This is a genomic window from Gemmatimonadota bacterium, assembly GCA_016704275.1.
GTDB lineage: Bacteria > Gemmatimonadota > Gemmatimonadetes > Gemmatimonadales > GWC2-71-9 > Palsa-1233.
Genome location: JADJAK010000002.1, coordinates 745,150 through 769,648, shown reverse-complemented (window position 1 = coordinate 769,648; position 24,499 = coordinate 745,150). Strand labels below are relative to the sequence as shown.

Below are 24,499 nucleotides of genomic sequence, written 5' to 3'. Positions count from 1 at the left end.
CGTGGGGCCGATCGCCAGCCGACTGCCCCTCCTCGCCGCTGCCCTGCTCCTCGTCGGCTGTTCCGACCGCGCTGCTGCCCCGCGCGCTGCCGCCGCTACTCCCGTCATCGTCACGGGCAATGGCGACACCATCCCGATGCGCGAGACGCTCCGCGTCGGCGTCCTCGAGGGCGATCCCAACTACCAGTTCAATCGGATCAGCTGGATGCTGGCGCGGCAGGACGGCGGCGTGCTGCTCCATGACATGGTGTCCAACACCAAGGGCGGGCTGATCCGGCAGTACGACGCGCAGGGGCGCTTCGTCCGCGTGATCGGCGGGCTGGGTGACGGCCCCGGCGAGTACGACGATTTTCCCTGGGGGACTGTGCTCGCCGATGGATCGCTGTTGATTGTGAGTCAGGGTCAGGCGCGCATCACCCGCTTCGACAGCGCCGGCACGCTCACCGGCACCTGGCCCGGGCCGACCAGCATCGTCGACGTCGCACCCGCCACGGACAGCGGATGGTTCGTGGCGAGAGTCTCGGCGCACTATCCGCAGGAAGAGAAGTCGCGAGCGATCACCTATTTCCGCTACGACCGACTGGGGCAGCTCGTCGACACGCTCCCCGCACCCGCTGCCTATCGCGATGGGCCATCCGCCGGGGCCTTCGGTCCGACGGCGATGACCATCGTCCTCCCCGACGGCCGCTTCGTGAGCAGTCGCACCGACTCGATCGCCTTCCAGGTGGACGGCCCCACAGGCTCGGCGGCCTACGCCCGCCCCTCGGACCGCGCGCGGTTCAACGAGGAGGAGAAGCAGGCGATCGTGGCCGAACTCGCGACCCTCAACCGGATGTCGGGGATGAAGCCGCAGCCGATGGAGCTGCCGGACGTGAAGCAGGCGTTCTGGTACATGGTCTCCGATCAGGATGGGCGGATTCTCTTTCTCCGCCGGACCGTTGGCATCCGGATCGCCGATACCACCAATCTCCGCCCGGAAGATTCGCGGTGGCGCGGCACGCTCGAGATCGACGTCTTCGACTCCGCGGCCACGTATCGTGGACGACTCGTCACGCCAACGGATATCGTCAACCGCGTCTATGCCTTCGGCAAGGGACATCTCTGGCTGATGCATGAGGGAGAGAGCGGCGAGCAGTATCTGGTGCGATGGGAGCCGGCGCGCGTGGTGTGGTAGCACGCCGCTGGCGGTGACCAGTGACCAGTGACCAGTGACCGGTGACCTGGGGCGCGGCCCATGGCCGCGCGGGGTGAGGGGTGACGGGGGAAGGGGGGCGGTCGCCCAAGGATTGTCATCCTGAGCGGAGCAGCCCGGAGGGCTGCGAAGTCGAAGGACCTCTCGACCGTCCCAGAGGTCCTTCGACTTCGCGCCGGCTGTGCCGTCGCTTCCCTTCGCTGCGCTCAGGGCAGGCTGCTCAGGATGACAATCCAGGAGTTACAATCCCACCTCGATCATCGATCATCGACCATCGATCATCCATCATCCATCATCTTCCCCGACCCCCATGCCCACCGACCCCACCGCCCGCTTCTCCAATCGCGTCGACGACTACGTCCGCTATCGCCCGAGCTATCCGGCTGGCGTCCTGGAGATCCTGCGGACGGAAGTCGGACTGACACCCGGAAGCATCATCGCCGACGACGGCTCTGGTACCGGGATCTCGGCGGAGCTCTTCCTCCGGAACGGCAACACCGTCTACGCCGTCGAGCCGAATGACGCCATGCGCCTTGCCGCCGAGCGGCTGCTGCACGGCTATCCGAATTTCCACAGCGTGAACGGACGCGCCGAGTCGACCACGCTCCCCGATGCCTCGATCGATTTGAGCCTTGCGGCGCAGGCGTTTCACTGGTTCGATGTCCCGAAGGCGCGCGCCGAGTGGCAGCGTATCCTCCGCCCCGACGGCTGGGCGGTGCTGGTCTGGAACACCAGACGCACCGACACCTCGCCCTTCCTCCGCGCCTTCGAGGCGCTGCTCCAGCGCTTCGGCACCGACTACCGGGACGTCGTCCACACCAACATCTCGGCGGACTCGCTGCAGGCGTTCTACGGTGGCGCGCACTACGTCAAGAAGACGCTCGACCACCACCAGGAGCTCGACCAGGACGGCATCCGCGGCAGGCTCCTCTCTTCATCGTATGCCCCCGCCGCCGGACACCCCAACCACGAGCCGATGCTCGCCGAGCTCGAGCGCATCGTCGCCGAGCACGGGCGCGAGGGGTGGGTGCGGGTGGAGTATGAGACGGAGGTGTATGTCGGGCGGGTGAACGGTGAACGACGTGGAGTGACCAGTAACCAGTAACCAGTAACCAGTGACCAGGGGGCGCGGCCGTCGGCCGCGCGGGGTGAGGGATGAGGGGGGGGCGGTCGCCCAAGGATTGTCATCCTGAGCGGAGCAGCCCGGAGGGCTGCGAAGTCGAAGGACCTCTCGACCGTCCTAGAGGTCCTTCGACTTCGCGCCGGCTGCGCCGACGCTTCCCTTCGCTGCGCTCAGGGCAGGCTGCTCAGGATGACACTCGGCGGGGGAATCGAGATGATCCCGTCCGGGCATTAAGTTCCGGCATGGCTCCCTTCAATCGTCTCCTTCGACTCCTGCCGTTGCTCCTGCTCGCGACGGCGCTGCCCGCGGCGGCCCAGTCCGGTGGCGTCACCGTCTCCGGCCGCGTCGTCGACGCCGCGACCGGCAAAGGCATCCCGTACCTGACCGTCCGGCTGCGCCGAGCGCGCGACAGCAGCTTCGTGGCCGGCCGACTCACCGACACCGCAGGCGGCTTCACTTTCGGCGGGACGCCCAAGGGCAACTATCTCTTTGACGCCCGCCTGATCGGCTACGCACCGCTCAGCCAGTCGGTGTTCGTCGGCGAACTGAGCGCCTTCCTCGACCTCGGCGTGCTGCGCATGACGGCGGTCGCAGCCGTCCTCGGCGACGTCACCACCACCGCCACCGCCGACGAAGTCGCAGGGGCGATGGACCGCAAGAGCTACCCGGGTCGCCGACAACATTGCGCAGGCCGGGGGCTCGGTCGTCCAGGCGATGGCGGCGCTCCCAGGGGTCACCCTGGGGCAGGACGGAAGGCTGCTGCTACGCGGCAGCGACAAGGTCGCGGTGCTGATCGACGGCAAGCAGTCGGCGCTCACCGGCATCGCCGCGCAGAGCGGCCTCGAGAACCTCCCCGCGTCGGCCATCGAGCGGATCGAGATCATCACCAATCCCGGTGCGAAGTACGACGCCAATGCCAGCGCCGGCGTCATCAATTTGATCTTCAAGCAGGAGAAGCGGGACGGCTGGAACGGCCGCCTCGGGATGATCGCCGGCGCCGGCGCCCTCTGGTCCAGGCGCGACAACCTCCCTGGCATCCGTCCGCAGGAGCTGTACACGCCGAAGCTGAATCCGTCGTTTGCCGTCAACCATCGCTCCGGCGGGACCAACACCTTCCTGCGAGGTGACTGGCTCCACTCGCCCACCCTGAACCGGAATGACTTCGCCACCCGCACCTACGACGACGGCACCGTCATCATCCAGCAGCTCTTGCGGAACAGGACCACCGATTACCAGACGCTCAGCGCCGGGGTCGATCATGCCCTCACCGCGCAGAGCACGCTGAGTGTGTCGGCGCTGGGCAACCGGGAGAAGATCATCGACGACGGCGACAACCCCTACTACACGGGCGACGTCACCAATCGTTATCGGCTGTGGCAGTTTCTCGAGGACGAGGTCAAGTACACCGCCTTCGGCTCGGCGGTCTACACGCGGCGCTTCCGGCAACCGGGCCACGCGGTCACGGTGACCGGCAACTACTCGTTCCATCGCGAGGACGAGAAGTACTTCTTCACCAATACGCTCCCCGACTTCGTTGGCGAGGACTCCTTCAAGCTGCTCTCCGACGAGCACATCGGCGACCTCAACGTCGACTACGTCCGGCCGCTGCGGCAGGGGCGCGTAGAGCTGGGCTTCAAGGGCCGCTACCGTTCCATTCCGGTCGACATGCGCTTTTTCCCGGGCGAGCGGTCGCCGATTGACAGCGGCGCGGGCGGATGGGCCACGTACAAGGAGCGGATCCCCGCCGTGTACGGCACGTATGTCTTCGAAGGGCCGAAGCTCGAGGTCGAGGGCGGGCTGCGCCTCGAACGCGTGCTGGTCGACTACGACGTGAACCCCGACCACAACACCTATCAGAGCGACGGCTACAGCTACACTCGGCCGTTTCCCACGGTGCGCCTCGCGTGGAAGCTCGACGACAATCACAAGCTCTCGTTGTTCCTCAATCGGCGCGTCGATCGCCCGAACGAAGTCGACATTCGCATCTTCCCCAAGTACGACGAACCGGAATTGATCAAGGTCGGCAACCCCGGCCTGCGCCCGCAGTTCACGACGTCGATGGACCTGGGGTATCGGACGGCGTGGTCCGGCGGCAGCCTGTACGCGGCCGGCTATCATCGCATCGTCGACGCGACCATCACCCGCATCGCCACGCAGGCGCCGGGGAGTCCGCTCCTCTACAACGTCTTCCAGAACGCCGGGCGCAGCCGGATCACCGGGTCGGAGCTGGTGTGGCAGCAGACGGTGTCGCCGGCGGTGTCGATCAGCGCCAACGCCAACCTCTACCGCACGAGCATCGGTGCCTTCACCGTGGTGAACCTCTATCCGGTGCCGGTGACCTACTCGGCGGCGAAGACGTCGCTCACCTCCGGCTCGCTGAAGGTCAACGCCAATCTGCGGCTCCCCGGCGACTGGGAGACGCGCGTCTCCAGCATCTACCTCGCGCCGGACCTCTTTCCGCAGGGGCGCATCGGCAGTCGCTACTCGCTGGACATCGGCGTGCGGAAGAGCGTCATGCGCGGGCGCGGTGAAATTCTGGCCAATGCCACCGACCTGCTCAACACGATGCAGGTCCGCCGGACCATCAATGGCACCGACTTCCGGCTCGAGAGCACCGACTACCTGGAGACGCAGGTGGTGCGGCTGGGGTATACCTGGAAGTTCTAGGCTATCAGGGGTGAGGGGGGCGGTCTCCAAAGTTGTCATCCTGAGCGCAGCAGCCCAAAGGGCTGCGCAGTCGAAGGACCTCTCTCCCTGCACAACGGAAAGAGGTCCTTCGACTTCGCTCCGGCTGCGCCGTCGCTTCGCTCAGGATGACAATGCTGGTGCACCCCCCTCACCCCTCACCCGCGCGGCCGCCGCCGCGCCCCTGGTCACGGGTCACTGGTTACAGGTCACCGGCCGCTATTCCGGCATTACTTTAGGTCATGGCCTCCCTCCATCGCCTCGAACGCCTCCCGGTTGAGATCCTCGATCCGCCGGAAGCCCTGGCGCGCGCCGCCGCGCGCCGCATCGCCGACCTGATCCGCTCCCGCGCCGCCCAGGGGAAGGGGACCGTCCTCGGCCTCGCCACCGGATCGACTCCCGTCGGGGTCTACGCCGAGCTGGTCCGGCTGCACAAGGAGGAGGGGCTCTCGTTCAAGACCGTCGAGACCTTCAACCTCGACGAGTACTGGCCGATGGCCCCGGAGTCGCTCCATTCGTACCATCGCTTCATGCGCGAGCACCTCTTCGATCTGGTCGACCTCGACCCGACGAAGTGCCACGTGCCGCCCGGGTCGGTGGATCGGGAGCAAGTGGACGCGGTCTGCGCCGCCTACGAGCAGCAGATCCGGGACGCCGGCGGGATCGACCTCCAGCTCTTGGGCATCGGCAAGACCGGCCACATCGGCTTCAACGAGCCCGGCTCCGGCGCCGATTCCAGGACCCGCCTCGTCACGCTCGACGCGGTGACGCGCCGCGATGCCGCGGCCGACTTCTTCGGTGAGCGCAACGTCCCGCGCCAGGCGATCACCATGGGCGTCGCCACGATCCTCGAGGCGCGCGAGATCCTGCTCCTCGCCACCGGCGAGCACAAGTCGGGGATCCTCCGCCGCGCGATCGAAGGCGAGATCGACCACCACGTCGCCGCGACCTTCCTGCAGCAGCACCCGAACACCGTCGTGTACTGCGACGGCGCCGCCTCCGCCGACCTGACGCGGATCGCCACGCCGTGGCTGCTCGACGAGATCGAGTGGACCCCCGACCTCGAACTGCGTGCCGTCGCGTGGCTCTCGCAGACGGCCGGCAAGGCGATCCTCAAGCTCACCGAGGCCGACTACGCCGAGCATCACCTCTCGCCGCTCGTGGCGCGGCATGGCGAGGCCGGTGCCGTCAATGGCGCGGCCTTCAACGCCCTCGGCGCCAAGATCCGCGGCCGCTCGAAGCTCCCCAAGGGCCAGACGATCATCTGCTTCTCGCCGCACCCCGACGACGACGTCATCTCGGCGGGCGGGATCCTGCGCAAGCTGATCCTCAACGAGAACAAGATCCTCGTCGCCTACATGACCAGCGGCAACATCGCCGTTTTCGATCATGACGCACTGCGGTATGTGGAAGTGATCGAGCGGCTCGCAAGCGACGCGCACCTCGGCCGGCGCGCCGTCGATTCGCTCGCCGAACGGGTGCGCGCCTCGCTCGATGCCAAGGCGCCGGGCGACATCGACTCCGCCGAGGTGCAGGACCTCAAGCGCGTGATCCGCGAAGGCGAGGCCGTCAGCGGCATCGAGACCCTCGGCCTCTCCCGGCACAATGCGCGCTTCCTCAACTTGCCGTTCTATCAGACCGGCAAGGTGAAGAAGGATCCGATCGGCCCGCGCGACGTCGCGATCATCCGCGCGTTGCTCGAAGAGATCAATCCCGATCTGGTGCTCGTCGCCGGCGACCTCTCCGATCCGCACGGGACCCACCGCCTCTGCAAGGACGCCATCGAGCTGGCGCTCCACGAGGTCAAGCCGCTCGGCATCACCCCCGAGGTGTGGCTCTACCGCGGCGCGTGGCAGGAGTGGCCGGTCACCGAGGCGACGTGGCTGGTGCCACTCGCGCAGGAAGAGCTCAAGCTCAAGATCCAGGCGATCTTCAAGCACCAGTCACAGAAGGACTCCGCTCCCTTCCCTGGCCAGGACGATCGTGAGTTCTGGCAACGGGTCGAGGCGCGCAACAAGGGGACCGCGGAACTCCTCAACCAGTTGGGATTGGCGGAGTATTTCGCGATGGAAGCCTACGTTGTTGGGTGAACGATGATCGATCAATCGATCACTCGATCAGCCGCGCATGCATCGAACTGACCGACGCGGCGATAGCTGCTGCGTGCAGGCGGTGCAGTGGTCGGCACGGGCCTCGCCTCGCTCGGCTACGCCGTCGGTTGGGAGCCGGAGTGGCTCGAGGTCGTCACGCGCGATCTCCCGATCCGCGGCCTTCCTGCGTCGCTCGAGGGAAAAGCGCTGGTGCAGTTGAGCGACCTGCACATGGGTCCGCGCGTCGACGACAGCTACATCGCCGACACCTTCGCCACGGTGGCGGCGCTCCGGCCGGACATCGTGGTGATGACCGGCGACTGGATCAGCTATCGTCGCCGCACGCAGCTCGAATCATTTGACAGACTGATTGCTTCCTTCCCGCATGGCCAGCTCGCGACGATCGGCATCCTTGGCAACCATGACTACGGCACCAACTGGCGGATGCCGGCCGTGGCCGAGGCGATCACCACGCGTGCCGAGGCGCACGGCGTGCGGATGCTGCGCAACGAGGCCGCGGTGGTCGAGGGGCTCACGATCATCGGCCTCGAGGACCTGTGGGGGCCGTACTTCACGCCACCGCCCGCGCTGCTGGCGGCGAGCGACGCGCCGCGGCTGGTGCTCTGCCACAATCCCGACGCCGCCGACCACCCGATCTGGAGTGGCTACCAGGGGTGGATCCTGGCGGGCCACACCCATGGCGGGCAGTGCAAGCCGCCGTTCCTGCCACCACCGATCCTTCCGGTGGAGAATCCGCGCTACACCTCAGGCGAGATCGCCGTGCGTGGCGAACGGCGACTCTATATCAGTCGCGGCGTCGGCTATCTGATTCGGGCGCGCTTCAACGCGCGGCCGGAGGTGACGGAGTTTCGGTTGAAGGGTGAACCGGTAACGGTGAACCGGTGAACCTGGGACCTGTGACGTGTGCCCGGAGCAACTCCTTACGGGTCACGGGTCACGGGTCACTGGTCACTGGTTCTTGATCACCGATCACTCGCCTTTCAGCATCCCCCAGCGGGAGTTGCTCATGCACATCGAACGCCATCGCAGTGATCGCATCGGCTGGCTCCGCGCCGCCGTGCTCGGCGCCAACGACGGCCTGATCTCCACGTCGTCGCTCGTGGTGGGTGTCGCCGCGGCGGCCCCTGATCGCGCGGCGATCCTCGTCGCGGCGGTCGCGGGGCTCGCGGCTGGGGCACTCTCGATGGCGGCAGGCGAGTACGTCTCGGTCTCGTCGCAGGCCGACACCGAGCAGGCCGACATCGCGCGCGAGCGTGGCGAGCTCGCCAACGATCCGGAGCCGGAGCTCACCGAGTTGACCGGCATCTACGTCAAGCGCGGCCTCACCCCGGAACTGGCCGGACAAGTGGCCGTGCAGCTCACCGCGCACGACGCCCTCGGTGCCCATGCGCGCGACGAGCTCGGCATCCACGAATTCACCACCGCCAAGCCGATCCAGGCGGCGATCGCCTCGGCGGCGTCGTTCGCCGTGGGAGCGGCGCCACCGGCGATCCTCGCGGCAGTCCTGCCGACCAGCATCCTCTCGATCGGTGTCGTGGCCGTCACGATCGTGCTGCTGATCGGACTTGGTGCGGTGGCGGCGCAGCTCGGCGGCGCCTCGCGGGTGCGCGGCGCGATGCGGGTGGCGTTCTGGGGGGCGGTGGCGATGGGGGTGACGGCGCTGGTGGGGCGGTTGTTCGGGACGGTGGTGTAGCGACTGCCCCCAGTTTCACCCCGCCGGACCGAGCACCGAGCGGACACGTTCCGCCAACTCGCCGACGGTGAATGGCTTCTGCAGAAATGTCGCGGCCGAGTCCACCACGCCGCGGCGGATCATCTCGTCGCTGCTGTAGCCCGACAGGAAGAGCACGCGGCAACCGGGGCGCTCGCCGAGCAGGACGTCGGCGAGCTGGCGGCCGCCGAGATGGGGCATGACGACATCGGTCAGGAGCAGGTCGATCGGCTCCTTCCGGCCACGTGACAGCATGATCGCCGCCGCGCCGTTGGCGGCCTCGAGTACCTGATAGCCGAGGCCGCGCAGCATCGTGCGCACGAGATGGCGCAGCGCGTCATCGTCCTCTACCAACAGGATGGTCTCCGTGCCCCGTGGCAGCGCGCCGGGCGACGACACCGGAACAGCCGTCGCCACGACGCCCTCGGCCCGCGGGAGGTAGACCCGGAAGGTGGTGCCCTTGCCGGGCTCGCTCTCCACGGTCACATAGCCGAGCGCGTCGCGCACGATCGTCGCCACCGTGGCCAACCCCAGTCCGGTCCCCATGCCGGGCGGCTTGGTCGTGAAGAACGGCTCGAAGAGGTGTGCGCGCGTCTCGGCGGTCATCCCCATTCCGGTGTCGGCCATCTCGAGGACGACGAATTCGCCAGCGGGCACCTCGGCCGTGGGCTGGGCGAGCACCGTGGCGTGACTCCGCATCACCAGTGCCCCGCCGTCCGGCATCGCATCGCGTGCATTGACGGCGAGGTTGAGCAGCACCTGCTCGAGTTGGCCCGGGTCCGCCGTCGTGGTCCAGAGCGGGGATTCCAGTTCGGTGGTCAGCGCGATGTCGCTGCCGATCAGCCGACGGATCATCTTCTCGCTGCCGCCGATCACGTCGTTGAGGTCGAGCGGCCGAGGCGACACCACCTGCTGCCGGCTGAACGCGAGCAGTTGCCGGGTGAGGTTGCGTGCGCGCTCCCCCGCCTCGCGGATCTCGCCCAGCAACTCGCGCGACGGGTGATCGCCGGGAATTTCGGCCTGCAGCAACTCGGCACAGCCGGTGATCACGGTGAGAATGTTGTTGAAGTCGTGCGCGACGCCACCGGCGAGCAACCCCACCGCCTCCATCTTCTGCGCCTGCACCACCTGCGCCTCGAGCGTGCTCCGCTCCGCCGCCTTGGCGAAGGCGGTGAGGGCGAGCGACACCGTGGGCGTGATCTCGCCGAGCGTTTCGATCAGCTCCGGCGTGAAGAAGCCGGGCTGCTCGGCGTAGAGACTCAAAACGGCCACGACCCGGTCCAACTCGAGGAGCGGGAACGCCGCAGAGGCACCGAAGCCCGATCGCTGGCCGGGTTCGTGCCACGGCGCGGTCAACGGCGATGACAGGAAGTCGTTGACGACGGTCGTTGCGCCGACGAGGACCGCCTGACCGGTCGGTCCCTGCGAGGTCGGATCGGACGGGTCGAGGGAGAGCTGCAACGCGGCGAGGTACCCGCCGTCATCGCCGGACCAGGTGGTCGGCTTCACGATGCCGTCGGCAGGGATGCCGATCCAGGCGAAACGGAAGCGACCGGTGTCGACCGCGATTCGACAGAGCGCCTGAAAGAGCTGCTCACGGTTCTCGGCCGTGAGCACCGCGCGGTTGGCTTCCGCCATCATGTGATAGAGGGTGGTCCGCAGACGGAGGGCCGCTTCTGTCTCGTTCGCCGCGGGCTCGGTCATTCGCGATCCTTCGGTGCAGGGGCCCGGCGATCCGAAGGGAGGGGTCGGTCGTGGTCGGGCCCGAGTCGGAGTATCGCGCCCCACCGCACTTCACGCCAGAGCGGCGCTGCCACTCGTCAATAGGCGGCGAGGTCCCGCGCGACCGCGACGAGGCCCCTGAAGCCGCCGCGCCGCACGCCGGCCCGCAGCTCCGCATCGGTCCCACCCATCCGCACGATGTGCGTCAGCACCACCTGCTTCACGTTGGCGCGTACGGCGAGCTGCCCCACCTCGACGTCGCTGGTGTGCACGCTGTGCATGTACGCCGGCCACGCATCGCCACCCGGCCGAGCCTCCGGCTTCAGCCGCACCGACGGATAACTCTCGTGCACCAGCAGGTCGGCGCCGCGTGCCGCCGCAAGGAGCGCATCGCCCGGGCCGGTATCCCCCGAAAGGACGATGGTCCGCGTCGGCAGCACGATCCGATAGCCGAATGCGACGGCAAACTCACCATGCGTCACGGGGATCGCTTCGATCCGCACGCCGGCGCTGTCGTACACCACGCCCCCGCGCGACTCGATCACGGTGACTCCCGGACCGGCCGGCTGACCCTGTTCGAGGCCATTGATCCGCGCGGTGATGTCCTCCTGCCACGCCGCCAGGAGGCGATCGACCATGGTGCGCGTGCCCGGCGGGCCAATCAGCGGGAACGGTCCTCGGCGTCCCATGGTCCAGGTCGTGAGGAGGAGGTCGGGGAGGCCGAGGGTGTGGTCGCTGTGAAGGTGAGTCAGGAAGGCGGCGGTCACGCCATCGATCGGGAGCCCGGCCGCCGCGACGCGACGCATGACCCCCGCGCCGGCGTCGAAGAGGAAGGTGCGCTCGCCGTAGACCAGGGCGTAGGCAGGTCCTGCACGCTCCGGATCGGGTACCGGCGTGCCCGAGCCAAGGACGATGAAGCACCCCGCGGCACGCTGGGCGGCGGTGCAGGGCGAGGCGGCCGGGAAGCGGCGCGGAGACTGGGCTGCCGCGCCATGCACGAAGAGCGCGAGCACGATGACGGCGGCGAAGGGTGGGGTATGGCGCATTTCGGAAACTAAGCCGCGGGTCGCGTTGGCCTCCAGTCTCGCCGCTCCCCTTGCGGGACCGGAGGCGGTGCCGTAGTTTAACCAAATGGTTAAACCAAAAAGTAAGTCGCGCCGCGGGTCCGTGACGACCCCGGAACCGGTCGTGGACCCTTCGACGGCGGACCGGATTCTCGATGCGGCGCACCGGGTCTTCCTCCGCCGCGGCACCGCAGGAGCGCGGACCCAGGAAATCGCCGCCGAGGCCGGGGTCAACAAGGCGCTGGTGCACTACTACTTCGGCACCAAGGAGGCACTCGCCGACGCGGTCTTCCAGCGAGTCGCCTCGGTGCTGCTTCCGTCAATGTTCGGTGTCCTCTCCGCGCCCGATCTATCCCTCGCGGAGCGGGTCCGGCGCGTGTCCGAACGGCAGGTCGCGTTCCACCGCGCGCATCCCTACATGGCGATCTACCTGCTGAGCGAGATCCACATGGCGCCCGAGCGGCTCGATTCGCTGGTCGGGCGGCACGGTCGTCCCTCGCTTGAATTGCTGCAGTCGCAGCTGGATGCCGCGGCGGCCGCAGGGACCATCCGCCCGGTCACGATCACCGAGTTCATGGTGAATCTCATCTCCCTGTTGGTCTTTCCGGTGGTGGCCCGGCCGATGATCCGTCACATCGTCGGAATCGGCGAGGCCGAGTACGACCAGTTCCTCGACCAGCGGGCGGAGCAGGTCGTCACCTTCTTCTTCGCGGGGCTCAGGCCATGATCCTCCTCGTCGCCACACTGTTCCTCGCCCCGGCGCCACAGGATTCCCTCACGCTCGCCTGGGTGCACGCCCGTGCCGAAGCGATGGATCCGCGACGCGGGCAGCGCGACCAGCTCGCGGCCGCGTCCGAGCAGCGTGCCGCCGTCCTGCGCAGCGCGCGGCTGCCGCAGCTCGCGATCCGGGCGCAGGCCACGCACCAGAGCGATGTCACCCGGGTGCAGTTGCCAGGGGCGAACATCACGCCGCCTCCCCGTGATCGCTGGCAGGCGGTGCTGCAGGCCGAGCAACTGCTGTTCGACGGCGGCCTCGTGGAGGGACGAGTCGCGCTCGAATCGGCGCGATTGATCGAGCAGCAGGCCGGGGTTCGCGTCGCGCTGTACGCACTGCGTGGTGAGGCCGAGACGGCCTTCTTCGGGGCGTGGCTGCTGCAGGAGCGATTGGACGAACTCGATGCCGTCACGGCCGACCTCGCCTCGCGACTCGGCGAAGTCCGCGCCAGGGTACGAGAGGGTCTTGCCCTGCCCCGTGACACGGCGGCGATTGCCGCCGAGCGCCTCACGGTCGTGCGGCGCCGCGCCGAGGCCGACGTCCAGCGGCAGGCCGCGATCGCCGTGCTGTCACGGCTCACCGACACGACGTTGGCGGCCAGTGTGCGACTCGTCGGGCCGGTGCTGAGTGGCGTCGTCGATGCGATCGCCACCACGGCGCTCGACACGCTGCGCCACCGGCCCGAGTTCGCGCAACTCCAGGCCACGCAGGATCGACTCGCGCGCGAGGCCGCGCTCGCCGCCGCCGAGAATCGCCCGACCCTCTCCGCATTCGCCGAGGGTGGCGTCGGCCGCCCGGGGTTGAACCAGTTCGAACCCGATCCTGCGGCCTTCTGGCAGGGCGGCGTGCGCGTGACGTGGCGCCCGTGGACCTGGCGTTCGGCCGAGCACTCGGCTGGCGCACTGCGCGCGCAGGGCGAGGTGGTGGCGGCCGATGCGCTGGCGCTCGCCGCGCGTCTGTCGCGCGCCGTCGAGGCCGACCTGGCCATGATCCACCACCTTCGCGAGGGGTTTGCCGACGATGCCCGCCTGATCACGCTGCGCTCGGAAATCGAGCAGGCTGCGCAGGCCGAACTTGCCGAAGGGATCATCACGGCTGCGCGCTACGTCGAGGCGCGCACCGACCTCGCCGAGGCGCGGCTCGCCGAGCGACGGCACCGTGCCGAACTGGTGCGTGCCGAGGCCGCGTTTCTGACCACCCTGGGGATCGCGATCCCCGCAGCCCGTGAGTGACCCGATGACGATGATGCGATGGAGTCTGCCCGTGCTGCTGTTGCTTGGGGCATGTGCCAAGGACGACACGGCGGCCTGGGGCACCTTCGAGGCCGACGAGGTGACGGTGGCGGCGCAGGCGAGCGGCCCGGTGACGCGCGTCGCGGTGCGCGAGGGCGACAAGGTGGCAGCGGGGGACGTGATCGCCGAAGTGGATGCCGGGCCACTCGCGCTGCAGCGTGACGAGCTCGAGGCGCGCCGCGCCACGGTGACGTCGCGCCTCGGGGAGGTGGCGGCACAACGTGCGGCGCTGCAGGCGCAGCTCGAGCTGGCCCGGCGCGACGAGGGGCGGATGCGCCGACTCGCCGTGGCCAAGGCGGCAACGCCGCAGCAGGTGGACCGTGCCGAGCGCGAAGTGGCGGTGCTGGTGGCACAGCTCGGCGGGGTCGAGGCGACACGCGCCACGATCGGCCGTGAAGCTGCGGCGATCGGCACGCAGGTGGCACAGCTCGAGGATCGGGTGACGCGATCGGTCGTCCGCGCACCGCTGCATGGCACGGTGCTCGTGCGCATCGCCGAACCGGGCGAAGTCGTGACCGCTGGGCGGCCGATGGTCGTGATGGCCGCACTCGACACCCTCACCTTTCGGGCGTGGGTGAGTGGCGCGCAGTTGCCGGCCATCCGCCTCGGCGCCACGGTGACGGTGCGCACGGACGGCGGCGAGGGAACGCTCGTGGAGCACACGGGCACGGTGACCTGGATCGCCGAGCGGGCCGAGTTCACCCCGACCCCGATCCAGACGCGCGATGAGCGGGTCACGCAGGTCTACGCCGTGAAGGTGCGCGTGGCCAATCCCGACGGAACGCTCAAGGTCGGCATGCCGGGCGAACTCGTGCTCGCCGCCGCCACGCCGTGACCGCAGCCGAGCCCGCCATCGTCGTGCGCGACGTGCATCTGGCACGCGGCGCCACGCGCGCGGTGGATGGCGTGTCATTCACGGTGCCAAGAGGCGAGCGGTTCGGCGTCATCGGGCCCGACGGCGCGGGGAAGACCACGCTCTTTCGGATGCTCACCACGCTGCTTGTTCCGGACCGGGGAACTGCCGTGGTCCTCGGCCACGACGTGGCCGGTGCGCCATGGGCCGTGCGCCCCCAGCTCGGCTATATGCCGGGACGCTTCGCGCTCTACCCCGACCTGTCGGTGGCGGAGAACCTGGCCTTCTATGCAGACGTTTTCGACACGACGGTCGAAGCGGGCATGGCTCGCATCGCCCCGATCTGGTCGCAACTCGCCCCATTCACCGCGAGGCGCGCTGGTGCACTCTCCGGGGGGATGAAGCAGAAGCTCGCCCTCTGCTGCGCGTTGGTGCATCGTCCCACGCTGTTGGTGCTCGACGAGCCGACCACCGGTGTGGATGCCGTGTCTCGGCGCGAGTTCTGGGACCTGCTCGACACGCTGCGCAGTGACGATCTCACGATCCTCGTCTCGACACCATACATGGACGAGGCCTCGCGCTGCGACCGCGTCGCGCTGATGCAGGGGGGGCGCTTCCTGGCGGTGGACACACCAGCGGCGATCAGCGCGGGATTCCCCCTGCCGTTGTTCGCCCTGCGGGCCGCCGATCGGATCGGGATGCTCGCCACATTGCGCGCCTTCCCGCACGCCGTGGGGGCGTGGCCGTTCGGTGAAACGGTGCACTATACCGATGCCCGCACCGGCATGGCCCCGGAGGTGGTGCTCGCCGAGTTGCGGGCATGGGCGGCGTCGCGTGGCATTGCCGACCTCGCTGGAGAGGCGATCACGGCGGGGATCGAGGATGTGTTCATCCATGAACTCGCCGAGCGGGAGCGTGCGGCGTGACCACGCCCGCGATCCAGGCCACGAACCTGACCCGTCGCTTCGGCGACTTCGTCGCGGTGGATGCGATCACCCTCACCGTGGCGCGCGGCGAGGTGTTCGGCTTTCTCGGTGCCAACGGCGCCGGGAAGACGACGGCCATCCGGATGCTGATCGGCCTCCTGGCCCCCTCCGATGGCGAGGCCACCGTGGCGGGGGCCGACGTGCGCACCGATCCCGCTGGCGTGCGGCGGCGGATCGGGTACATGAGCCAGCGCTTCTCGCTGTATGACGACCTCACGGTCCGCGAGAACGTCGAGCTCTACGGCACCATCTACGGACTCACTCGCGACCAGATCCGCACGCGGATGGACGAGCTGCTGGCACGCATCGGCCTCACCGAATCGCGCGACACCCTGGTGCAGAAGCTGCCGCTCGGGTGGAAGCAGCAGCTTGCCCTGATGGTCGCGCTGCTGCACCGCCCGGAGGTGGTCTTCCTCGACGAACCGACCGGCGGCGTGGATCCGATCACGCGCCGACGCTTCTGGGAATTGATCTACGCCACCGCGGCCGAGGGCACCACGGTGCTGGTGACCACGCACTACCTCGACGAGGCGGAGTACTGCGATCGGCTCTCGATCATGGTGGATGGTCGCATTGCGGCGATGGGGACCCCAGCCGAGGTCCGTGCGCAGGTCGGTGTCGCCACCCTCGATGAGGTCTTCCTCACCCTCACCCGCGCGGCGGGCGCACCATGAGCGCGTTTCGGGGGCTGGTGCGCAAGGAGACGCTGCATCTCCTCCGGGATCGTCAGACGCTGGCGATCCTCCTGCTCCTGCCGGTCGTGTCGGTGCTGCTCTTCGGCTTTGCCGTGCGGACCGACGTGCGCGCGATTCCGATCGTGGTGGTGGCCCCTGCGCCCGACGCGGCGACGCGCGCGCTGGTGGAGCGGATCGCGGAATCGGAGCAGTTCCTGCTGCGAGGCACGCTGCACAGCGAGGCGACGCTCGACAGGGCCTTCCGCGCCGGCACCGTGCGCCAGGCGATCGTGCTCCCGCCCGATACCGAGCGGCGCCTGGCCCGGGGCGAGCGGCTGGTGGTCGGGCTGGTGACCGATGCCTCCGACCCGAACACCGGTCGCGTGATGGAGGGATATGCCGGCGCCCTCCTGCGCCGGTGGCATGCCGAGCGATCGGGACCGGCGCCGTCTGGCGGCGTGACGCTGCTGACGCGGATGCGCTTCAACCCGACGCTGGAGAGCGTGAACCTCTTCGTGCCCGGGCTCATCGCGCTGATCCTCACCATCGTGGCCGCGATGATGACGGCGATCTCGATCACCCGCGAGAAGGAGCGGGGCACGATGGAGCTCCTGCTCGTCTCGCCGCTTCGGCCCTCGGCGGTGGTGTTGGGCAAGGTGGCTCCCTACGTGGTGCTCGGGATGGCGAACATGGTCACCGTGCTGCTCGCGGCGCGGGTCGTCTTCGGCGTCCCGATGCGTGGCCACCCACTCCTCCTGCTTGGCGCATCGCTCCTTTATGTGGTGTCCTCCCTCGGGTTGGGGATCCTCATCTCGACGACGGCGGAGACCGAACGCACCGCCATCATGGCCGCGCTCGCGGGGCTGCTCCTGCCGACGCTGATGCTCTCCGGCTTCATCTTTCCGCTCGACGCCATGCCGCGTCCGCTCTGGCTGGTCTCCCACCTCATCCCCGCACGGTGGTTCCTCACCATTGTCCGCGGCGTGATGATCAAGGGCGCCGGACTCGCCGACCTCTGGCGCGAGGTGGCCATCCTGGCGGCGATGTCGGTGGCACTGCTCGGTATCGGCATTCGCCGCCTCGCGATCCGGTTGCCATGAAGATCCGGACGATCGGCGCCTTGATGCGCAAGGAAGTGTTGCAGGTCTTCCGGGATCCGCCGACCCTGGTGCAAGTGCTGGCCATTCCGCTCATCCAGCTCGTCGTGCTCGCCAACGCGACGACGTTCGACACCGGTGCCACCCGCCTGCTGGTGCGGGACGATGATCGCACCGTGGCCTCGGCCGCAATGGTGGCGGAACTGGTGGGGAGCGGCGAGTTCACCGTGGTGGGGACCGCGATCGCACCGGATCGGATCGAGGCGGTGTTGCGCCGCCGCGAGGCGGCTGCCGTGCTGCACATCCCGGAGGGTTTCGAAGCGGCCATGGCGCGCGGCGAACGGACCGCGGTCCAGTTGCAGATCAACGCGGAGGAGGGCGCCGTCGCCGGCCTCATTCAGCAGGCCGCCCAGGCCATCGTCGAACGACAGGCCGGGGTGCCGAGTACGCTGGAGATTCGCCAGCGCGGCTGGTTCAACCCGACGCGCCGCTACAAGGACTGGATGGTGCCGGGGATCCTCGTGTCGCTCACGACCATCATCGGACTGCTCCTCACGGCGCAGAGCATCACGCGCGAAAAGGAGCTCGGCACGCTCGAGCAGCTCCACGTGACCCCGGTCACCAAGGGCGAGTTCATCACGGCCAAGCTGCTCCCCTTCTGGATGATCGCGATGGGGATCTTCACGGTGGGGCTGACCGTGGCCAAGCTGGTCTTCGCGATTCCGACGGTGGGCGCCGTGCCGATCGTCTTCCTTGCGGCGATGGTCTATCTCACCGTGGCGCTCGGCATCGGGCTGCTGATCTCCACGGTGACGCAGACCCAGCAGCAGGCGATGTTCGTCGCCTTCTTCGTGCTGCTGATCTTCCTGCTGATGAGCGGCCTCTTCACGCCGCTGGAGGCAATGCCCGACTGGGCGCAGGCCGTGGCCCATGCCAATCCGGTGATGCACTTCGTCGGACTGATGCGGGCGGTGCTGGTGCGCGGGGCGGGGCTCGCCGACGTGGGACCGACCATTCTCGGGCTGGGGATTGCAGGGGCGGCAGTGCTGGGCCTGGCGGTGGTGCAGACGCGGAAGACGCTGGATTAGTGGGTGAAGGGTGAACGGGGCAGGTTACCGGTTCACCCCTCACCCGCTTCGATTCGCACCTGCACTCCATCGGCCCGCGATTCGACCAGCGTCACGCGGCGACCGGCCGGTTCAAGGAGCGCGACGAGCGGCTCCGGAAAGAAGGGCAGCAGCACATCGAATGACTCGCGCGTCTCCTCCACTCGCTGCAGGATCACCAGCAGCGGTTCCGGCGGCGGGAGCAAGCGCAGGTCGAGGACGCCACTCGGCGCCGGCTCCACCTCGAGGGTGGTGGTCGGCGCACGCAGTGGCGTGTCGGCCTTCCAGAACCAGGTCGACCAGTCGTCGTCGCCGAAACAGAAGGAGTGTGACGCGAAACCGAGGTGGCCGAGGCGGGCGGAGAGCGGCGAGGGGCGGAAGGGGGAGCGGAGGTGCAGCACCCGCCCGGGACCGAGCTGCTCGGCGACCTTGAGGATCTGGGGCAGCGGCTCGCGGCCCGCGGCGAGCTCGTCGCGCACGTCGAGGTCGACGATGGTCGACGGATCGAACTCGGGGAGCATGTTGCCGTACGGCGAGGTCATCCGGGCAATCTCGTCGAGACGGCGCCTGCCCGCCGTGACGGATGTCTCATCCCTCGCCCCGCGCATACTCGCGCAGCCGGGCCGTGGCGACCAGTTCGAGGATGTTGCCATCCTGCGACCGGATCAGCCCCTTCGTCTTCAGCTGCTTCATGGCGCGGGACACCGACTCGCGCGCGGTGCCGATCGCGGCGGCGAGCTGCTCCTGGGTCCGCAGGAGCTCGAGGCGGACGCCGTCGCCCACCACCGTCCCGCGCTGGTCGGCCTGGTCGGCGAGCAGCATGGCGAGGCGCGCGGCGACGTCGCGGAAGGCGAGCGTCTCGACCAGCTGCACCAGATGGCGGAGCCGCGCGCCGAGGGCGCGGACGACGGCAGTGGCGACATCGGGGTCGGTCTGGAAGGCGTGCTCGAACTCCGCGCGCGGCAGGAAGGCGAGGCGCGAAGGCGTCACTGTCACGGCCGAGGCGGGGTAGGGCCCGCCATCGAAGAGGGGCAGCTCCGCGACGGGGCGGCCGGGGCCCTCGAGGGAGAGCGTCTGCTCGCGACCGTCGGTGGCGGTGCGATAGATCCGCACCTGACCATCGAGCACGAGATAGAGGCCGCTGCAACGGTCGCCGTTCCGGAAGAGGGTGAAGCCGTCGCCGACCGTGCGCGGGACGCAGCGCGACGCGAGCTTCTCGAGCACCGGCTCGGGGATGTCGGCAAAGAACGGGATACCGCGGAGGATGTCGGCGGGGGAGGCCATGCTCAACGATAACCGTGGGGGCGGGGACGGCAGTGACCAGTAACCCGTGACCAGTCACCAGTCACCGCAGGTCAGGCCCCCTGGTAACGGGTCACAGGTCACTGGTCACCCGCCGTTGTGACAACCGTCACGGCCCCACGCCCCCCACCCTGCGATCCTCCAGCTGTCCCCCACGTGGAGTTGTCGATGTTGCCTGAGGTCCTCGTTCCTGAATCCACCGCTCCGGCGGGTCGTCCCCTGGTCACCGATGTATCGGAGGCCGGCGGCGTGCGCTCGTTCACGTTGCAGTTCGCGCCGGGGCAGACGCTGCCGGATCATCGCAATCACGCGCGGATCACCATCCTCGTGATGGCAGGCCGCGGGATCTTGACCGTGGCGGAGGCGGGACCGCGGGCGATCGTCTCGGGCGACCTGGTGCAACTCGATCCGAATGTGCTGCACTCGGTCGAGGCCTCGGACGGTGCGCTCGAGTTGCGCGTGACGCTGCGCGCCAACTGCTGCGACTCCTGCTGATGGACCGCGCCGTCATCCGCTTCCTGCGCGCCTCGCTGCTCTGGCTGACAGCGGGCGTCTCCCTCGGTGTCGCCATGGCGGTTCACCCGGCGTGGACCCGCTATCGGCCGGTGCACCTGCACATCCTGCTGCTCGGCTTCGTGACGATGATGATCGCGGGCGTCGCGTATCACGTCTTCCCGCGCTTCGCGGCGACGCCGCTGCACGCGCCGAAGCTGCAGACCGTCCACTTCGTGCTGGCCAACGTCGGCCTGGTGCTGGTGGCGTGCGGCTTTGCGGCCCGCGCCGATGGTTCGCCGCTCGGCGTCTGGCTGCTCGGCAGCGGCGGCGGGCTCTCCGCGCTGGGCGCCTACCTCCTCGGCTGGAACCTCTGGCGCACCCTTGATCATGCCGCGATCCCCCCGACGCGGCTTCCGGCGGCTCGACCAATGCCGGTGGTCGAGCGGCCGGCGATGCGCTAGACGATGTCACCGATCTCGCGGCGCTTCCTCGCGACGGCCGCGGCCTTTCTGGGCTGCGGCCTCGCGCTGGGGCTCTGGATGCTCATCGGCCGCGAACTCCGCGGCGTCTGGCCCTCGCCCTGGCTCGTCTCGGCGCATACCCACCTGCTGCTGGTGGGCACCATCCTCTCGACCATCCTCGGCACCGCGCTCTGGCTCTTCCCACGCCCACCGCGCGGCGCCCCACCGCTCCAACCCTGGCTCGGCGAGGTGGCCTACTGGTGCCTCACCCTGGGCACCACGGCGCGTGCGATTGGCGAAGTGGCGCATGCCAGCAGCAACGCCGCCGGCTGGCGGCTGCTGACAGTCGTCGGCGGCGCGTTCCAGTTGGTCGGGATGGGATTTGGGGTGGGGGCGTTGCGGAGCAGGGTGCGGGGGCCGGCGTTGGGGTGAGGGGTGAGGGGTGCCTCCAACACTGTCATCCTGAGCGGAGCCCGCGAAGCGGGCGCAGTCGAAGGACCTGCCCTGAACGAAGTGAAGGGACCTCTCTCCGGCGCCCTGGGATAGAGGTCCTTCGACTGCGCGCCGGCTGCGCCGTCGCTTCGCTCAGGATGACACCTCTGGGAGCCCCGCTGCACCCCCGTTCGCCGTTCGCCGTTCGCTGTTTGCCGTTGTGACAACCGTCACGGCGCCCCGCTCCCCCCTCCGCGATTCTCCCTGTGTGCCACCGCGACTGCGGAGCGGCACCGGACCGGCCCCACGGGGCCCCAAGCGCATGAGGCGGGCATGTCCCTCCGCACCATCTCCCAGACCTCGTTGCTCGCGGCGGCCGCCTTGCTGGCCGCAGGGTGTGGCAACACGGCTCCCAAGCAACTCGTCAGCGGCGACGCCGCCCAGCGCGTGTATGTCGCGCCGGGCGAGCACGACGAGTTCTACTCCTTCATGTCCGGCGGCTTCAGCGGGCAGATGACGGTCTACGGCCTCCCGTCGGGGCGGCTCCTCAAGACGATCCCGGTCTTCTCGCAGTTCCCCGAGAACGGCTACGGCTACTCCGAAGAGACCAAGCCGATGCTCGAGACCTCCTACGGCCCGGTGCCCTGGGATGACACCCACCATCCGCAGCTCTCCAAGACCAACGGGATGCCCGACGGGCGCTGGCTCTTCATCAATGCCAACAACACGCCCCGTATCGCGCGGCTCGACCTGACCACCTTCGAGACCGACGAGATCCTCGAGATCCCCAACGCGGCCGGTGGCCACGCGTCGCCGTTCGTGACGGCCAACTCCGAGTACGTCGTCTCGGCGATCCGCTTCTCGGTGCCGGTGCCGAACAAGGACGTGCCGATCGAGACCTACAAGCAGAACTTCAAGGGCTCGCTCTCGTTCGTCACGGCGAACCAGCCCGGGAAGATGGACATCGCCTTCCAGATCCTGATGCCGGGCTACAACTACGACCTCGGCCGCGCCGGCAAGGCGAAGTCGGAGGGGTGGTTCTTCTTCACCTCGTACAACTCGGAGCAGGCCTACACCAAGCTCGAGCTGAACGCCTCGAAGAACGACAAGGACTACATCGCCGCGGTGAACTGGAAGGAAGCCGAGAAGTGCGTGGCGGCGGGGAAGGCGGCGAGCGTGCCGGCCAACTATCGCCACAACTACATGGTCGCCTCGACCCGCTCGGCGGTGAGCGAGAAGAAGACGTCGGTCAAGATGCTGCTGCCGACCAATTGCCCCGGCGCGGTCTACTTCCTGCCGACACCGAAGTCGCCGCACGGCGTCGACATCGACCCGACCGGTGAGTACATCGTCGGCGGCGGCAAGCTCGCGTCGGTGATCCCGGTGCACTCGTTCACCAAGATGATCGCCGCGATCCAGGCGAAGGCGTTCGATGGCGAGCTCGAGGGGATCCCGGTCCTCAAGTACGATGCCGTGATCGCCGGGGAGGTGCAGAAGCCGGGCCTCGGCCCCTTGCACACCGAATTCGACGCCAAGGGCAACGCCTACACCTCGATGTTCATCTCGTCGGAGATCGTGAAGTGGAAGCTGGGGACCTGGGAAGTGCTGGACCGGATGCCGGTGTACTACTCGATCGGCCACCTGATGATCCCCGGTGGCGACGGCACCGAGCCCTACGGCAAGTACGTCGTGGCGCTGAACAAGATCACCAAGGATCGCTACCTCCCGACCGGTGGTGAGCTGACGCAGTCGGCGCAGCTGATCGACATCAGCGGCGACAAGATGAAGATGCTGCTCGACTTCCCGACGCAGGGCGAACCACACTACGCCCAGGCCTTGCCGGCGTCCTTGATCAAGGAGAAGCAGATCAAGTTCTTCTCGCTCAAGGACAACATGCACCCGTATGTGGTGCGGGCCGAGTCGGAAAGTGGGGTGTCGCGGAAGGGGAAGCAGGTGCACGTGAAGCTGGTCGCGATCCGTTCGCACTTCGCGCCGGACGTGATCGAGGGCGTCGAGGTCGGCGACACCGTGTACTGGCACGTCACCAACATCGAGCAGGATTGGGACATCCTCCACGGCTTCGCGGTGCTGGGGATGCAGACCGCCGAACTGGTGCTGCAGCCGGGCGAGACGCGGACGATCACCTGGACGCCGAAGACGGCGGGCGTCTACCCGTTCTACTGCACCGACTTCTGCTCGGCGCTGCACCAGGAGATGCAGGGCTACGTCCGGGTCAGTGCCCCGGGGAGCGGGGTGCAGTTGAGTGCCGGGCTGAGCCCCCGCTCAGCCACGCAGCAGGCACGGGCGGCGGCATTGCCCGCCGGTGCCAACCCGCATGCCGGAATGAAGATGCCGGCCGGCGGGCGCTGAGATGAGCACCCGAGCGCGCCTCCTGTTGGCGGTTGCGGCCCTCCTCGGCCTGGTGGCCTTGGTGTCGCCGCTGTGGGAGGTGCGCCTCGGGGCGCCGCAGTACCCCGAGGGGCTGGGCCTCCGCATCTATGCCCACACCGTCACGGGGATCAAGGAACACGACCTCGACAACATCAACGGGCTCAATCACTACATCGGGATGCAGCCGATCACGCCGTCGGCGATTCCCGAGCTGGTCTACATGCCGTACCTGATCGGTGCGCTGGTGCTGGCCGGGCTGGGCGTCGCGGCGCGCGGATCGCGCCGCGGCATCCTGGTCTGGCTGGCCGTCTTCGCGCTGCTCGGCGCGGTGGGCCTCTGGGACTTCTGGCGCTGGGAATACGACTACGGCCACAACCTCGACATGGAGCACGCGATCATCATCGTGCCGGGGATGAGCTATCAGCCGCCGATCATCGGCTCCAAGCAGTTGCTCAACTTCACCGCCACCGCGTGGCCCGGCCTCGGCGCCATCGCGCTCGGCGTCTCCTTCCTGCTCGCGGCGGGCGTCTGGGTCGGGACGCGCCGCCGGGTGGAGGCCGCGTGATCCGCCATGCTGCCGCGGCCACTGCGCTCGTTGCCGTCCTGGGGTTGATGAGCTGTGCCCCGTCGACGCCCTCGATGGCCTGGGATGTCGACAACTGCGACTTCTGCCGGATGACGGTGAGCGATCAGCGCTTTGGCGCCGCCGCGATCACCAGCGGTGGGCGGACGCTCCACTTCGATTCGATCGAATGCCTCGCCGCGTGGACCGATGCCCAGCCGGAGCCGCCGCGCGGCGTCTGGATTGCCGATGCGTCGGCACCCGGGACGCTCTACCCGGTCGCAGAGCTGCGCTTCCATCGGACCGCCACGGGGAAGTCTCCGATGGGGAAGGGCTTTGTTGCCGTGGCGAAGGCCGCGGGCCGCACCGACTGGGATGGGCCGGCGCTGACATGGGACGAGGTCCGTGCCACCGTTGCGAAGGAAGGAATGCAGACCACCACCGCCCACGCGGGCGGGCACTGAC

At 68.6% G+C, this 24,499-nt stretch carries 22 protein-coding genes and 1 pseudogene; 19 read left to right on the top strand and 4 right to left on the bottom strand.

The window, feature by feature from the left end:
* The first annotated feature begins 1 nt into the window (after position 1).
* The 6 genes and pseudogenes from IPG05_07315 (at position 2) to IPG05_07290 (ending at position 8,804) form a co-directional block, all read left to right on the top strand.
* Positions 2–1,174, top strand: a complete 1,173-nt coding sequence (locus IPG05_07315; protein MBK6494898.1) for a hypothetical protein — start codon at positions 2–4, stop codon at positions 1,172–1,174.
* Positions 1,175–1,502: 328 nt separating this feature from the next.
* Complete coding sequence (locus tag IPG05_07310) at positions 1,503–2,297, top strand: methyltransferase domain-containing protein (GenBank protein ID MBK6494897.1); 795 nt, start codon at positions 1,503–1,505, stop codon at positions 2,295–2,297.
* 260 nt (positions 2,298–2,557) lie between these two features.
* Positions 2,558–4,982 (top strand): annotated as a pseudogene (locus IPG05_07305) (TonB-dependent receptor).
* 260 nt (positions 4,983–5,242) lie between these two features.
* Entirely contained in the window at positions 5,243–7,090 is a 1,848-nt protein-coding gene (gene nagB, locus IPG05_07300; GenBank protein MBK6494896.1) for a glucosamine-6-phosphate deaminase, read from the top strand.
* 66 nt (positions 7,091–7,156) lie between these two features.
* Complete coding sequence (locus IPG05_07295; protein MBK6494895.1) at positions 7,157–7,996, top strand: metallophosphoesterase; 840 nt, start codon at positions 7,157–7,159, stop codon at positions 7,994–7,996.
* Between the two features lie 121 nt (positions 7,997–8,117).
* Complete coding sequence (locus IPG05_07290) at positions 8,118–8,804, top strand: VIT family protein (GenBank protein MBK6494894.1); 687 nt, start codon at positions 8,118–8,120, stop codon at positions 8,802–8,804.
* Positions 8,805–8,819: 15 nt separating this feature from the next.
* On the opposite strand, the gene IPG05_07285 is transcribed toward IPG05_07290, so the two are convergent.
* Both IPG05_07285 and IPG05_07280 read right to left on the bottom strand, forming a co-directional pair.
* The gene (locus tag IPG05_07285) at positions 8,820–10,526 is read right to left on the bottom strand and encodes a response regulator (GenBank protein MBK6494893.1); all 1,707 of its coding nucleotides are present in this window, start codon (positions 10,524–10,526) and stop codon (positions 8,820–8,822) included.
* 116 nt (positions 10,527–10,642) lie between these two features.
* A complete protein-coding gene (locus tag IPG05_07280) occupies positions 10,643–11,590 on the bottom strand; it encodes an MBL fold metallo-hydrolase (protein ID MBK6494892.1) in 948 nt (315 codons plus the stop codon).
* A 142-nt stretch (positions 11,591–11,732) separates the two neighbouring features.
* Between IPG05_07280 and IPG05_07275 the strand changes: the two genes are divergently transcribed.
* Genes IPG05_07275 through IPG05_07245 form a run of 7 tightly spaced genes read left to right on the top strand, consistent with a single transcriptional unit; the run spans position 11,733 to position 18,373 of the window.
* Positions 11,733–12,335 carry a TetR/AcrR family transcriptional regulator gene (locus tag IPG05_07275; protein MBK6494891.1) on the top strand — a complete coding sequence of 201 codons (603 nt, stop codon included), beginning with the start codon at positions 11,733–11,735 and terminating at the stop codon, positions 12,333–12,335.
* Positions 12,332–13,615, top strand: a complete 1,284-nt coding sequence (locus IPG05_07270; GenBank protein MBK6494890.1) for a TolC family protein — start codon at positions 12,332–12,334, stop codon at positions 13,613–13,615. The genes IPG05_07275 and IPG05_07270 overlap by 4 nt, the downstream gene beginning before the upstream one ends.
* A gap of 31 nt (positions 13,616–13,646) precedes the next feature.
* Complete coding sequence (locus IPG05_07265; GenBank protein ID MBK6494889.1) at positions 13,647–14,510, top strand: efflux RND transporter periplasmic adaptor subunit; 864 nt, start codon at positions 13,647–13,649, stop codon at positions 14,508–14,510.
* 17 nt (positions 14,511–14,527) lie between these two features.
* Positions 14,528–15,454, top strand: a complete 927-nt coding sequence (locus IPG05_07260; protein MBK6494888.1) for an ABC transporter ATP-binding protein — start codon at positions 14,528–14,530, stop codon at positions 15,452–15,454.
* Positions 15,451–16,188 carry an ABC transporter ATP-binding protein gene (locus IPG05_07255; GenBank protein ID MBK6494887.1) on the top strand — a complete coding sequence of 246 codons (738 nt, stop codon included), beginning with the start codon at positions 15,451–15,453 and terminating at the stop codon, positions 16,186–16,188. Before IPG05_07260 ends, IPG05_07255 begins: the two co-directional genes overlap by 4 nt.
* A complete protein-coding gene (locus IPG05_07250; GenBank protein MBK6494886.1) occupies positions 16,185–17,288 on the top strand; it encodes an ABC transporter permease in 1,104 nt (367 codons plus the stop codon). Before IPG05_07255 ends, IPG05_07250 begins: the two co-directional genes overlap by 4 nt.
* Positions 17,285–18,373 carry an ABC transporter permease gene (locus IPG05_07245; protein ID MBK6494885.1) on the top strand — a complete coding sequence of 363 codons (1,089 nt, stop codon included), beginning with the start codon at positions 17,285–17,287 and terminating at the stop codon, positions 18,371–18,373. Before IPG05_07250 ends, IPG05_07245 begins: the two co-directional genes overlap by 4 nt.
* A 32-nt stretch (positions 18,374–18,405) precedes the next feature.
* Here the strand turns inward: IPG05_07245 and IPG05_07240 are convergent, their stop codons facing one another.
* Positions 18,406–18,933, bottom strand: coding sequence for a DUF2249 domain-containing protein (locus IPG05_07240; GenBank protein MBK6494884.1), 528 nt, complete (start codon positions 18,931–18,933; stop codon positions 18,406–18,408).
* 46 nt (positions 18,934–18,979) lie between these two features.
* Positions 18,980–19,675, bottom strand: a complete 696-nt coding sequence (locus tag IPG05_07235; protein ID MBK6494883.1) for a Crp/Fnr family transcriptional regulator — start codon at positions 19,673–19,675, stop codon at positions 18,980–18,982.
* 186 nt (positions 19,676–19,861) lie between these two features.
* Here IPG05_07235 and IPG05_07230 point away from each other — a divergent pair, with 186 nt between their 5' ends.
* The 6 genes from IPG05_07230 to IPG05_07205 all read left to right on the top strand — a co-directional run bounded on the left by IPG05_07230 (position 19,862) and on the right by IPG05_07205 (position 24,498).
* On the top strand, positions 19,862–20,188 hold the full coding sequence (locus IPG05_07230) for a cupin domain-containing protein (protein MBK6494882.1): 327 nt from the start codon (positions 19,862–19,864) through the stop codon (positions 20,186–20,188).
* The gene (locus IPG05_07225) at positions 20,188–20,649 is read left to right on the top strand and encodes a cbb3-type cytochrome c oxidase subunit I (GenBank protein ID MBK6494881.1); all 462 of its coding nucleotides are present in this window, start codon (positions 20,188–20,190) and stop codon (positions 20,647–20,649) included. Before IPG05_07230 ends, IPG05_07225 begins: the two co-directional genes overlap by 1 nt.
* Before the next feature lie 3 nt (positions 20,650–20,652).
* Positions 20,653–21,081, top strand: coding sequence for a hypothetical protein (locus IPG05_07220; GenBank protein MBK6494880.1), 429 nt, complete (start codon positions 20,653–20,655; stop codon positions 21,079–21,081).
* A gap of 333 nt (positions 21,082–21,414) precedes the next feature.
* Complete coding sequence (gene nosZ, locus IPG05_07215) at positions 21,415–23,451, top strand: Sec-dependent nitrous-oxide reductase (protein MBK6494879.1); 2,037 nt, start codon at positions 21,415–21,417, stop codon at positions 23,449–23,451.
* A 1-nt stretch (position 23,452) separates the two neighbouring features.
* Positions 23,453–24,037, top strand: a complete 585-nt coding sequence (locus tag IPG05_07210) for a hypothetical protein (protein ID MBK6494878.1) — start codon at positions 23,453–23,455, stop codon at positions 24,035–24,037.
* Entirely contained in the window at positions 24,034–24,498 is a 465-nt protein-coding gene (locus tag IPG05_07205; GenBank protein MBK6494877.1) for a hypothetical protein, read from the top strand. Before IPG05_07210 ends, IPG05_07205 begins: the two co-directional genes overlap by 4 nt.
* Position 24,499 lies beyond the last annotated feature (1 nt).